The following is a 12,149-nucleotide window of genomic DNA, read 5'->3' as shown; positions in this document are numbered from 1 at the left end:
GCCGCCGCCGCCACGCTAGCGTGACGCTATTCGGTGTTGCCTAGTAGGCGGCGCAACAGGTGCATGGCCACGGTGGTCGAGCGCTCCCGGATATCCGAGCGGTTGCCGGGAAGCCGCAGCGTGCGGGTATCGGAGCGGCCGTCGGCCGTGACGCTGAAACAGACTGTGCCCACCGGCTTTTCCTCCGTCCCCCCGCCCGGGCCGGCGATCCCGGTGATCGCGACCGCAGTGTCGGCCCCGAAGCGCTGCAGCGCCCCCGCGGCCATCGCCTCGGCCACCGGTTCGGACACCGCGCCGTGCTCTTCGATCAGCGCCGGGTCAACGCCGAGCAGCTCCGCCTTCGCCTCGTTCGAGTAGGACACGACACCGCCGGCCACATAGTCCGACGAGCCGGGCCGGTCGGTCAACCGCGCCGCGAGCAGGCCCGCGGTGCAGGACTCCGCCGTCGCGATCCGGTGGCCGACCAGAAGCTGCGCGACCAGATCGTCGACGCGCGAACCGTCCTCGGAATACAACTGATGCCCGTGCCTCTCCCGAAGCAGCTTGACCAGCCGCGCATACGCGTCGGCGGCCTCCGGCTCATAACGGGTGACCATCTCGATCTCCCCGCGCCGCAGGCAGGTGGTGATCTCGAGTTGCCCGAAGCCGGGCACGGCCTGTTCCGCCTCGCGCAGCGTTTCGGCCAGCCCCGACTCCGGCAACCCGAACATCCGCAGCATCTCCTGCCGGTAAACGGTCCGGCCGGCGATCGCGTCCTGCGCCGCGGGCGTCTCGATGGCCGTATGCCACATCGGCTGCAACTCGCGCGGCGGACCGGGCAACACGATCACCGCCGGATTGCCCGGCACGACGACGCCGGGAGCGGTCCCCACCGGGTCGAGCACCTGCGCTCCGGCCGGCACCATGGCCTGCTTGCGATTGGCGGCCCGCAGCGACTCGAAAGTGCCGGGGTCCAAAGCGGATTGGAATGCGGGGTTGCGCGCCATCAACTTTTTGAGGATGTTGGCGATCTTCTCCTCGACCTCGGCGTCCAACACCAACTCGCGTTCGCAGAACCGGGCCACCACCTCGACGGTCATGTCGTCGGCCGTCGGACCCAAGCCGCCGCTCGTGACGATCAGGTCCACACCCTGATCGGCGAGGAACCGAAGCTGCGCTTCGATGTCCGCGGGCCGGTCGCCGCAGATCGTGATGTGGGCCAGCTCTACGCCCAGCTCCAGGAGGCGGTCGGCGATCCAGGGGCCGTTCGCATCCTGGACCCGTCCGGTGAGGACCTCTGTTCCGGTGACAACGATGCCTGCGCGTGCGCTCACCGCCCCGAGCCTACTGGCAGTGTCACCCTTGCCGGGCCGCCTCCCCAGCCGGTTGAAGCCGCGATTTCAGCGACGCCCAGCCGTTTCGATCGGCGCTGCCGAGCTAGCTCTCGGCGAGGTAGCGCTCGACGGTGGCGACCTTCCGCGTCATCGCGTCGCTGGTTCCGGCGCGCCAATCCGCCTTGATCACCGTGCTGACCCTGGGCGCGCGGGCGGCCACCGCCTCGACCGCGCGCTGCACCACGGCCATCACCTCCGCCCAGGTTTCGCCCTCGATCACGGTGAACATCGCATCCGTTTTGTTGGGCAGCCCGGAATCACGAACCACTCGGACCGCTTCGGCGACAATCTCGCCGACGCCCTCGCCCACCCCCATCGGGGTGACGGAAAACGCGACGAGCACGGACACCCAACGAGCGTACCCAACCTCGACAGCGCCAATCTGGCACCATCGACGCCCATGCGGGTATTGGTGCAGCGGGTCTCGTCGGCAACGGTCTCGGTAGCGGGCGCTGTGGTCGGCGCCATCCGTCCCGAAGGCCAGGGGCTGGTGGCATTTGTCGGCGTCTCCCACAGCGACGATCGCGAAAAGGCGCAACGGATCGCCGAAAAGCTTTGGCAGCTAAGAATTCTCGCGGATGAGCGCTCTGCGTCCGATGTCAATGCTCCCGTTCTGGTCGTCAGTCAGTTCACGTTGTACGCCGACACCGCCAAGGGCCGCCGCCCATCATGGAATGCGGCCGCGCCAGGCGGGGTCGCCGAGCCTCTGGTGGCGGAGTTCGCCGAGGCGCTGCGGCAACTCGGCGCCGAAGTGCAGACCGGTGTGTTCGGCGCGAACATGCAAGTCGAATTGGTGAACGACGGCCCGGTCACGGTTTTGCTGGAGCTCTGAAATCAACTCGGCGGGTACCGTGGAAAGGTCGGCTTCAGCTCCGAGTCGCCGGGAGGGGCAACCATGAACACGACACCCGAATTCGGGTCGCTCCGTTCCGACGACGACACCTGGGACATCGTCAGCAGCGTCGGATATACCGCGCTGCTGGTGGCGGGATGGCGTGCGCTGCATGCCGTGAGCCCGCAGCCATTGGTGCGGGACGAATACGCGAAAGTGTTCGTCGAAGCGTCGCGGGACCCGTATTTGGCGGGGGTGCTTGCCAATCCGGGTACCACCGACGACGAGACGGCGTTTCCCCGCCTGTACGGCGTTCAGACCCGCTTCTTCGACGACTTCTTCGACACCGCGGGTGCGGCGGGTATCCGGCAGGCGGTGATCGTGGCCGCCGGGCTGGATTCGCGGGCGTATCGGCTTGCGTGGCCAGATGGCACAAGGGTCTTCGAGGTCGATCTTCCGAAGGTCCTGGAATTCAAGGGTCGGGTCCTCGCAGAACACGGCGCTATCCCTAAGGCCCACCGGATCGAGGTCGGCGCCGATTTGCGCACCGACTGGTCGCGGCCCTTGGAAGCGGCCGGGTTCGACGTGGAGAGTCCGAGCGCCTGGTCGGTGGAAGGGGTGCTGCCCTACCTGACCGACGAGGCACAACACGCACTCTTCACCCGGATCAGCGGGCTCAGCGCACCCGGCAGCCGGATCGCCATCGGTGCGTTGGGATCGCGACTCGACCACGACCAGCTCAACGCTCTGGAGACGAATCACCCAGGGGTCAATATGGCGGGCAACGTGGACTTTTCGGCGCTGACATACGAACCGCGGTCGGATCCGGCGGAGTGGCTCACGGCCCATGCGTGGGCCGTCGAACCCGTGCGCAACACGCTCGATCTGCAAGCCGGGTACGGCATGACGCCGCCGGAGGTCGATGTGAAGATCGACAGTTTCATGCGGTCGCAATACATCACGGCGACCAGTTGACGGGCTAGGGCTTCAGCAGAATCTTCACATCGTCGCCGGATCGTGACTCCGCGGTGGCGTAGCCCTTGGCCGCTTCGTCCAAAGGCATTGCGGTGGTGAAGATGCCGTCGACGTCGAGGCGGCCCGACTGCAGTAGCGGAATCAATTCCGGCCACGTGCGCTGCACCGGCGCAGTGGTGAATCGCATCGTCGTGCTGCGGATCAGGCAGCCCAGCGCGTTGAGCGGGAACGGATTCATGTCGTGCACACCGACGACCGAGACGGTGCCGCCGGGCCGTACCGCGTTGAGCGCTTCGGTCAGGGAGGCATTTGTGGCGACGGCGTCGATGACCGCGTCCGCGCCACGGCCACCGGTGGCGGCGAGAATGGCCTCGAGCGCCGGGGCTTTCAGGGGTGTCGCACCCCATTTGGCGGCGCGCTCCAGCCGGCCATCGACCTGGTCGACAGCGAAAACCGTTGCCGCGCCGTGGAACAGCGCGCTGCGCAGTGAGCACAGGCCAACCGCGCCCAGGCCGATCACGGCCACTGTGCCGCCGAATGGGATATCGGCCCGCTGCGCCGCGGCCCAGCCGGTGGCCAGGTTGTCGGTGAGCAGCAGCGCCTGCTCGGTGCTGATTCCCTCGGGCATCTTGCGCAGCTGGAAATCCGCGGCGGGCACCGCGAGCAGGTCGGCCTGCGCGCCGCCGAGCACACCGCCGCCGAAGATCTGGAAGCCGGAGTGGCACATCACCGGATCGCGGGTCGCGCATCCGGCGCATGCGCCGCAGCCGGTCACCGACGACACCAGGACCTCGTCGCCGACTTTGACGTTGCGCACTTCCGGCCCGGCTTCGACGACGGTGCCGATGGCTTCGTGGCCGAGCGCGATCGGGTCGGGCATCGGAAAGTCGGCCTCGTAGAAGTGCAGGTCGGATCCGCAGATACCGGCGGCGGTCACCGCGACGACCGCCCCATTGGGTCCGGGCAGGGCCGGATCGGGGCGGGTGTCGACCCGGACGTTGCGCGGCCCATCGACGACTACAGTCCGCATTTCGGTTTGCTCACTTCCCTTGTCGCGCTGAATCTTTCGTTCGCACTACGAACTGTGACCAATCGGGCTCGCGCACCGCGGACCAGTATTCGTTGAGACGCCATGGGCTCACGGTGTGGATCTCCCCGTCGGCATTCTTGAAATACGAGTGCTTGACGGCCGGATGTGACCACACCATCTTCTTGATCTGCGTCTGGGTCCGCCGGTGCCACTCGGTGGCGGCTTCCGGCTTGGGTTCGAGGGAATGCACGTTGGTTTCGGCCAGTCGCGCCAGGCACTGGTCGACATAGCGCATCTGCAGTTCGGACTGGAAGATGAGGCTGCCGCCGTGGGCCAGGTGTGTTCCCGGCCCGTAGACGATGAAGAAGTTCGGGAATTCCGGGACGGTGATCCCGAGGTAGGCATACGGCCTGCTCCCCCACATCTCGTGCAGGTCGGTGCCGTTTCGTCCGGTGACTTTCAGCGGCCACAGCACGTCGGTGTGCCGAAACCCGGTGGCGTACACGATGACGTCGACGTCATGGGTCACGCCGTCAACGGTGACGATGCCCTGCGGCGTGATCTTCTCGATGGCCGTGCGCACCAAATCGACATTGTCGCGCTGCAGCGTTTGTAGCCAGCTGCCGTTGTCCTGCAGCGTCCGTTTGCCGCACGCGGGATAGTCGGGCATCACCTTGGCCAACAGGTCGGCATCTTCGGTGACCTGGCTGGTGATCCATTGCGAAAACATCAGGTGCGCGGCGGCATTGATGTCGCTGACGGCGTGATCCTGGTCGGCGTAGCCGAGGTCCCCTTCGGCGGCGTCCAGACCTTTGTCCGAGCCGGGCCACAGCACCAGGAAGCGGTACCACCTGCCATAGAACGGAAGGTGGCGCATCGCCCAGCGCACACCGTCGGCGACCTCGTCGTGATACATCGGGTTGGGAAACATCCACTGCGCGGTCCGCTGGAACACCGTGAGGTGCTCGACCTCATCGGCGATCGCCGGAGCGATTTGGAAACCACTGGCGCCCGCGCCGACAAGTGCGACCCGCTTGCCTTTCAGGTCTACCGAATGATCCCAGGCAGCCGAGTGAAAAGCCGGTCCCTGGAAGGTGTCGGCTCCGTCAAACCCGGGAAGGTTGGGACGGTTCAGTTGGCCCACCGCGGTGATGAGCGCGCGGGCCTGCACGACGGCCGTTTGGCCGTCGGCAGAGCGCAGCGAAACACTCCACGTACCGACGTCGTCGTTCCATTCGGCAGCGAGAACCTCGGTGCGCCAACGCACGTGCCCAGCCAGGTCGTGTTTGTCGATGACCTTGGTGAAATAGTCCTGCAGCTCGTATTGCTCGGCGAAGAAGTGCGTCCAGTCGTTGTTGGGTTCGAAGCTGTAGCAGTAGAAGTGGTTGGCCACATCCACCCGTGCGCCGGGATACGTGTTCTCCCACCAAGTTCCGCCGGGGCCCGCGTTCTTCTCCACGATGGTGAAGGGAATGTTGGCCTGCTTGAGACGGACGCCGGCCAGGATGCCGGATTCGCCACACCCGACGACCAGGACCGGAAGCTCAGCGGCGCGCTCGGGCGGCAACGCGACGGGGCGCCGCAGGTCGACGCCGCCCAGGTCCAGCTCTTCGATGACCAGCGACAGATAGTCGTCCGGAACGTGCTCGCACGCCGCCCAATCCATCATTTCCCTGATGAGTTCGGGGCTCAGCGGCTGCGGTTCGGGGCAACCGCGGTCCCGGTACTCGGCGATCACCGACACGGCTTCGCTGCGGGCCCGCGCCTTGTCCTCCTCCGACATGAACCCCTGGACCTCGTTGAGGAAGATGCCCATCTGCTTGAAGTCGCGGATGAACCGTGGGTCGCCGGTGATATGGACAAGCGAGAGCAACAGCGTGGGGATGCTGACATCCTCTAGCGCGGCGGCGATCTCGGCGGTGGATGTGGTGAAGGGATCGCCGGCGTAACGGCTGCGCATCTGATCCTCTCGGTGGCCTGTACGCCAATTACGCTACGCATCGTTTCGTAATTGGCAGCACTACGCTACCCGCTGGCGCGGCCGCGGATCAAGGGATCCGACTCTACGGGCCGTCGTCGTCCTCGTCCGCCAATAGCTTTTCGGGGTGGTGGAAGGTGTTGACCCGGGGTTGGCCGCGGTCGAGGTGTGTGGGTGGGATCCATTCGGTGTCGCCGTTGGCGCGTTGTCGGGTGGTCCAGCCTTTCTCGAGCAGCCGGTGGTGGGGCCCGCAGGCCATGGCGAGTTGGTCGATGTCGGTGCGGTACGTCCTGGCCCAATCTTCGACATGGTGAATCTCGCATTTATAGCCGGAGATGTCGCAGCCGGGATGCGTACAGCCACGGTCCTTGGCGTACAGAACAATTCGTTGCCCCGGCGACGCGAGGCGCTTGGTGTGATACAGCGCTAACGCCTTGCCCTTGTCGAAGATCGCCAGATAGTGATGTGCGTGGCGGGCCAGGCGGATGACGTCGGACATCGGCAGGATGGTGCCACCGCCGGTCAAACCCTTTCCGGCCGCGGCTTCGAGGTCGGCGAGGGTGGTGGTCACGATGATGCTGGCCGGTAAGCCGTTGTGCTGACCGAGGTTTCCGCTGGCGAGGTCGGCGCGTAGGGCGGCGTTGAGGCCGTCGTGGTTGCGCTGCCCGGTGCTGCGGGTGTCGCCCTGCACCGCCGCCTCCGACGGGGCCCCGTCCACTATCGGCGTGTCGTCGTCGGGGTTGCCCATGCCGGGCGCGGCCAGCTTGGCCAGCACCGCCTCCCAGCTGGCGCGTGCCTCCGGCGTCAGCCATCCACTCAGGCGCGACATACCGTCGGCCTGCTGATTGCCGAGCACCACCCCCCGCATCCGGGCCCGGTCTTCGTCGGTGTAGCTGCCGTCGGGGTTGAGGCAATCCATCAGGCGCCGGGCGAGTTTGGCGAGCTGATCGGGGCGGAATTCGGTGGCCTTGGCCGCCAGCTGCTTTTCGGCGTGCACACAGGTCTCGAGGTCGACGGACTCGGGCACCTGGTGGAAGAACCGCCGGATCACCGACACGTGGTCGGCACCGATTGCCCCGTCGCGCTGGGCGGCCGCGGTCGCGGGCAACACCGGCGCCAACGGCTCGCCGGTCAGCGCCCGGCGCGGACCCAGATCCGCCGCCTCGGCGATCCGGCGGCCCGCCTCGGCCCGAGTGATATGCAGGCGGTCGGCCAACACCCAGGACAGCTTGCCGCCGAGCTCCGCTGAATCCCCTTGCTCACCAAGCTGATTGATGAGCTGATGGGTAGGCGTCTGCAGTTTGCGTACCACGCATTCGAATTTCCCCAAGAGAGCCAGGCGTTCCGGGTTGGTCAGCGCCTCATAGGAATGCTCCCGCAAGCGGGAGGCCACAGTGCACAACGCATCAACGTCGCCCTGGATCTGCTCACGGTCCACGAAAGTCACGCGCGCCGCCTCTGAATCACTTCCAACGTATCGAACGCATGTTCGAATACTACGTTCCCCCGCCGACAGAATCCGCCCAGATGAGAACACCGGGACATAAGTGGCACAAGTGATTTCAGCCCCGGCCACCGCGCCAGCCCTCGTCGGCCTGCCGCCTCTTGCGCTGCCGAGAACAATGGGTCCAAGCGGCCACCGCGCTGCGGCGCGGTTCCCTGGGATGGATCAAGAGGTGGGTGAGCGCCATGGCCTCGTTGCTCATGGCCTGCGGCGGGTTCCTCCTCGCCGTCTTGTGGATGGACTTGATTTTCGACGTTCAAGTTCTTCGATACCGGAAGGCCACGGCCGAACTCCCCGAGGCCGTGCTGGCTTCCCTCGCGGCGTACTACCACCGCGCGGCCACGACGTCTCGGCCGATGAACCGTTTGATCGTGCTCGTGATGCTCGCCCTGTTGGGCACGCTGGTGGTGCAGGCGGCCCGCGGACACGATCCGGGCTGGCTGCTGGTGACCTCTGCCCCGCTAGCGGGCATCCCGATCATGTTGGCGTTGACGCACACGGTCCCGGATGCGGTGCGACTCGGGCATCGCGCCGACAGTCCGTCCGAGCAGACGCGGCTGGCTCGCTCGGTCTGCCGGGACCATCTGCTCTGCGCCGCCTCCATGCTTGTGTTCCTCATCCTGTGGGTGGCGAACAGCATCGCGGCCTGACGGCAGTGACGGGTCGTAGTAATCACATCCAAATCAGGACCCGCTGGCCACGTCAGTGAGCTCCGTACTAAACTAGAACACGTTTCAATTCGGCGAGCTTCCAGGAGTTGTAATGCACACCCCTATCTGCGACGAACTCGGCATCGAGTTCCCGATTTTCGCCTTCACCCACTGCCGCGACGTCGTCGTGGCGGTCAGCAAGGCCGGGGGGTTCGGCGTGCTCGGAGCGGTCGGCTTCACGCCCGAGCAGCTGGAGATCGAGCTGAAGTGGATCGACGAGAACATCGGCGACCACCCCTATGGCGTCGACATCGTGATCCCGAACAAATACGAGGGCATGGACTCCCACCTGTCCGCGGAGGAGCTGGCCGACACGCTGCGCAAGATGGTGCCGCAGGAGCACCTCGACTTCGGCAAGAAGATCCTCGCCGACCACGGCGTGCCGGTCGAGGACAGCGACGGCGACACCCTGCAACTGCTCGGTTGGACCGAGGCCACGGCCACGCCCCAGGTCGAGGTCGCGCTCAAGCACCCCAAGGTCAAGATGATCGCCAACGCCCTCGGTACCCCGCCGGCGGAAATGATCAAGCACATTCACGACGCCGGACTCAAGGTGGCGGCGCTGTGCGGTTCGCCGTCGCAGGCTCGCAAGCATGCCGACGCGGGTGTCGACATCATCATCGCCCAGGGTGGCGAGGCCGGTGGGCACTGCGGCGAGGTCGGTTCGATCGTGCTGTGGCCCCAGGTCGTCAAGGAGGTCGCGCCGGTTCCGGTGCTGGCCGCCGGCGGCATCGGCAGCGGTGAGCAGATCGCGGCCGCGCTGGCGCTCGGCGCGCAAGGTGCCTGGACCGGGTCGCAATGGCTGATGGTCGAGGAGTCCTCGAACACCCCGGTTCAGCAGGAGGCCTACGTCAAGGCGGGAAGCCGCGACACCGTGCGAAGCCGCTCGTTCACCGGTAAGCCCGCGCGCATGCTGCGCAACGACTGGACCGAGGCATGGGAGGCGCCCGAAAACCCGAAGCCGCTAGGAATGCCGTTGCAGTACATGGTGTCCGGCATGGCCGTGCGGGCAACCAACCGCTACCCCAACGAGTCCGTCGACGTGGCGTTCAACCCGGTTGGTCAGGTGGTCGGGCAGTTCACCAAGGTGGAGAAGACCTCAACGGTCATCGAACGCTGGGTGCAGGAGTACCTGGAAGCCACCAACCGGCTCGACGAGCTCAACGAGGCCGCCTCCGTTTAACGCGAAGGGCTCGCGCCTAGACGTCGTCGACTTCGTCGTGGCCGGTGAACGCTTCCTTTGTCCGGTCCAGCGCGTACGTTCCGATGTCGATCGAGTTCCGGACGATGCCGCTGGCGCCGCCGGCGACGTCGCCGCGGAGGATGTCGCTGGCGTGTTCGACGATGTCGGACGCTTTCTCGACGGCGTTGGTCGCGATGTCCCTCGCCGCGTCGACTGCATCTCTGGGATTGAAGGCCATCTGGAATCTCCTTTGTCGCAGGACGGTTGCTACGACTCTAGACGGGGCCGGGCGCCGTTTCTCGTCGGCAGTGCGTCTCAGTAATGCACCAGCGTGCGCCAGTAATCTTCGGGAATCTCGGCCCCGGAGCGCATTATTCGGGCCAGCCCGACGGCCATCGCGATGCCCAGCAGCCCAAGCCAAAGCCCGGTCACTGCGATGACGACCCACAGCACGGCGGTGACTGCGGGCCAGGGTGATAGCACGGCGAGCACGGGGGCGAAGAAAAACCCGGCGCCGATGTACCACGCCGACCCGGCGCGATCGGAGGCCAGCACGAAACGTAGCCAGCGCGGCACGACCAGTTGGCCCGGCTCACTACGGTTCATGGCTGCACCAAGTTATCCGCTGGGCGGGAAAAATCCTGCCCCGGTGAACCATCCGGGCTGCCACCCCTGATCTCCCAGGCACAGCATGGGGAGTCCGTCCGGCGTCTGCGCCGCAGCCTGCGAGCCCGGGCATTTCGCGCCGGTCTGCTGGACTCCGTAGAGGGGGTAGGAAATCACCCAGTATCCGGTGGTCGCCGCGGGGAACTGATTCGGAGGCGGAAAATGACAGGCCTCGGCCTGGCCGCTGGTGCCGCGCCCGAAGATGAAGCGCTCGTAGTTGTCGCATGGCGCGCCCAGCGAAGCCTGGTAGTTCATCCCCGGTACGTCGCCGTCGTAACCGGCGGCCGCGCACGGGGCCAAGCCGATGGTGATGCCCGCTATCGAAGCGGCGCTGAGCAGTTCCCGAATCATGTCCTACCCCGCCTGTCGTCGCCGGTGACCTGCACCAAAGCATATCGGTCCGACAGTCGGCCACAAGACCGATTCGGCGTGCGACCGCGATCGCCGGGCGTGGACCCACCGCTAGGCGGCGAACCGCCGGTGAAGAACACGTTCCAATTCGCACCCGGCGATCTTGCGTCAATGCTTCACAACCAAGGTGTGGCAGTGGTTTCCTTGCACAAAGACGACTAGACCACTTCGTCATCGAGGAGCGGGCAATGCCAACCGTCGAGCCAACCGCCAAGCCGGTCCCCAATCTGCCCCCCGGGTTCGACTTCACCGACCCGGACATCCACGCCGAGCGACTGCCCGTGGAAGAACTGGCAGAGCTGCGCCGGACCGCGCCGATCTGGTGGAACGAACAGCCGAACGGCGTGGGCGGCTTCGATGACGGCGGCTTCTGGGTGGTGTCCAAGCACAAGGACGTCAAAGAGATTTCGCGGCGCAGTGACGTGTTCTCCAGCCTGGAGAACACCGCGCTGCCCCGCTACAAAGAGGGCACCGTGCAAGAGCAGCGCGATACCGGCAAGTTCGTGCTGCTCAATATGGACGCCCCGCAGCACACCCACCTGCGCAAGATCATCTCCCGCGGTTTCACCCCCCGCGCCGTCGAGCGGCTACGCGACGACCTGAACGAGCGCGCCCGGAAGATCGTCGAAAATGCGGCTGCCGCGGGTGCGGGCGACTTCGTCGAGCAGGTTTCCTGCGAGCTGCCGTTGCAGGCCATCGCCGGTTTGCTCGGAGTGCCCCAGGAAGACCGCATGAAGCTCTTTCACTGGTCGAATGAAATGGTGGGCGACCAGGATCCCGAGTTCGCGCGCAACGACGCGATGGGCGCCTCGGTCGAATTGATCACCTACGCCATGCAGATGGCCGCCGACCGGGCGAAGAATCCCGGCGAAGACATCGTCACCAAGTTGGTCGAGGCCGACGTCGACGGGCACAAGCTGTCCGACGACGAGTTCGGTTTCTTCGTCATCCTGCTGGCCGTGGCCGGCAACGAGACCACCCGCAACTCGATCACCCAGGGCATGATGGCCTTCACGGACTTCCCCGATCAGTGGGAGCTCTACAAGCGCGAGCGTCCGGTCACGACGGCCGACGAGATCGTCCGCTGGGCCACCCCGGTCACTTCGTTCCAGCGGACCGCCCTGCAAGACTACGAGCTGTCCGGCGTTCAGATCAAAAAGGGTCAGCGCGTCGTAATGGTCTACCGCTCCGCCAATTTCGATGAGGAAGTGTTCGACGACCCGTTCACCTTCAACATCCTGCGTGATCCCAACCCCCACGTGGGGTTCGGCGGCACCGGCGCGCATTACTGCATCGGGGCCAACCTGGCGCGGATGACCATCGACCTGATGTTCAACGCGATCGCCGATGCCATGCCCGATCTGGAATCGGTCGGCAAGCCCGAACGCCTCCGATCGGGCTGGCTCAACGGAATCAAGCACTGGCAGGTCGACTACCACACCAACGGGGCCGGGAAATGCCCTGTCGCGCATCAGGCCCAGGGGTGA

At 65.9% G+C, this 12,149-nt stretch carries 13 protein-coding genes; 5 read left to right on the top strand and 8 right to left on the bottom strand.

The genetic code is table 11. The features are described from left to right. Positions 1-26 precede the first annotated feature (26 nt). Together AC5Y7E_RS14330 and AC5Y7E_RS14325 are read right to left on the bottom strand one after the other, a co-directional pair. Positions 27-1,313, bottom strand: coding sequence for a competence/damage-inducible protein A (locus AC5Y7E_RS14330; protein WP_499949499.1), 1,287 nt, complete (start codon positions 1,311-1,313; stop codon positions 27-29). Between the two features lie 103 nt (positions 1,314-1,416). Continuing rightward, positions 1,417-1,722, bottom strand: a complete 306-nt coding sequence (locus AC5Y7E_RS14325) for an MTH1187 family thiamine-binding protein (RefSeq protein ID WP_499949498.1) — start codon at positions 1,720-1,722, stop codon at positions 1,417-1,419. A gap of 51 nt (positions 1,723-1,773) precedes the next feature. On the opposite strand from AC5Y7E_RS14325, the gene dtd reads away from it, so the two are divergent. Beyond that, positions 1,774-2,205, top strand: coding sequence for a D-aminoacyl-tRNA deacylase (dtd, locus tag AC5Y7E_RS14320; protein WP_499949496.1), 432 nt, complete (start codon positions 1,774-1,776; stop codon positions 2,203-2,205). Between the two features lie 63 nt (positions 2,206-2,268). Next, a complete protein-coding gene (locus tag AC5Y7E_RS14315; protein WP_499949495.1) occupies positions 2,269-3,180 on the top strand; it encodes a class I SAM-dependent methyltransferase in 912 nt (303 codons plus the stop codon). Positions 3,181-3,184: 4 nt separating this feature from the next. Here the strand turns inward: AC5Y7E_RS14315 and AC5Y7E_RS14310 are convergent, their stop codons facing one another. The 3 genes from AC5Y7E_RS14310 to AC5Y7E_RS14300 form a co-directional block, all read right to left on the bottom strand. Further along, positions 3,185-4,210 carry an alcohol dehydrogenase catalytic domain-containing protein gene (locus AC5Y7E_RS14310; protein ID WP_499949494.1) on the bottom strand — a complete coding sequence of 342 codons (1,026 nt, stop codon included), beginning with the start codon at positions 4,208-4,210 and terminating at the stop codon, positions 3,185-3,187. Positions 4,211-4,220: 10 nt separating this feature from the next. After that, complete coding sequence (locus tag AC5Y7E_RS14305) at positions 4,221-6,170, bottom strand: flavin-containing monooxygenase (protein ID WP_499949492.1); 1,950 nt, start codon at positions 6,168-6,170, stop codon at positions 4,221-4,223. A 103-nt stretch (positions 6,171-6,273) separates the two neighbouring features. Beyond that, complete coding sequence (locus AC5Y7E_RS14300; RefSeq protein ID WP_499949491.1) at positions 6,274-7,635, bottom strand: HNH endonuclease signature motif containing protein; 1,362 nt, start codon at positions 7,633-7,635, stop codon at positions 6,274-6,276. A gap of 242 nt (positions 7,636-7,877) precedes the next feature. On the opposite strand from AC5Y7E_RS14300, the gene AC5Y7E_RS14295 reads away from it, so the two are divergent. Together AC5Y7E_RS14295 and AC5Y7E_RS14290 are read left to right on the top strand one after the other, a co-directional pair. Then, on the top strand, positions 7,878-8,342 hold the full coding sequence (locus AC5Y7E_RS14295; protein ID WP_499949490.1) for a hypothetical protein: 465 nt from the start codon (positions 7,878-7,880) through the stop codon (positions 8,340-8,342). Between the two features lie 112 nt (positions 8,343-8,454). Then, positions 8,455-9,585: a nitronate monooxygenase gene (locus tag AC5Y7E_RS14290; protein ID WP_499949488.1), complete on the top strand. Its 1,131-nt coding sequence runs from the start codon at positions 8,455-8,457 to the stop codon at positions 9,583-9,585. A gap of 16 nt (positions 9,586-9,601) precedes the next feature. Here the strand turns inward: AC5Y7E_RS14290 and AC5Y7E_RS14285 are convergent, their stop codons facing one another. From AC5Y7E_RS14285 to AC5Y7E_RS14275, 3 genes are all read right to left on the bottom strand, one after another. Then, complete coding sequence (locus tag AC5Y7E_RS14285) at positions 9,602-9,823, bottom strand: Rv1893 family protein (RefSeq protein WP_499916487.1); 222 nt, start codon at positions 9,821-9,823, stop codon at positions 9,602-9,604. Positions 9,824-9,900: 77 nt separating this feature from the next. Further along, positions 9,901-10,191 (bottom strand): hypothetical protein, encoded by a 291-nt coding sequence (locus AC5Y7E_RS14280; protein ID WP_499916489.1) that lies wholly within the window; start codon positions 10,189-10,191, stop codon positions 9,901-9,903. A gap of 12 nt (positions 10,192-10,203) precedes the next feature. Beyond that, on the bottom strand, positions 10,204-10,602 hold the full coding sequence (locus AC5Y7E_RS14275) for a hypothetical protein (protein WP_499916491.1): 399 nt from the start codon (positions 10,600-10,602) through the stop codon (positions 10,204-10,206). Positions 10,603-10,850: 248 nt separating this feature from the next. Between AC5Y7E_RS14275 and AC5Y7E_RS14270 the strand changes: the two genes are divergently transcribed. Further along, a complete protein-coding gene (locus AC5Y7E_RS14270; RefSeq protein WP_499916493.1) occupies positions 10,851-12,149 on the top strand; it encodes a cytochrome P450 in 1,299 nt (432 codons plus the stop codon).

It is taken from the genome of Mycobacterium sp. NGS17 (assembly GCF_059813205.1).
The sequence above is the reverse complement of the archived record's forward strand: the minus strand, read 5'-3'. Positions and strand labels throughout refer to the sequence as shown.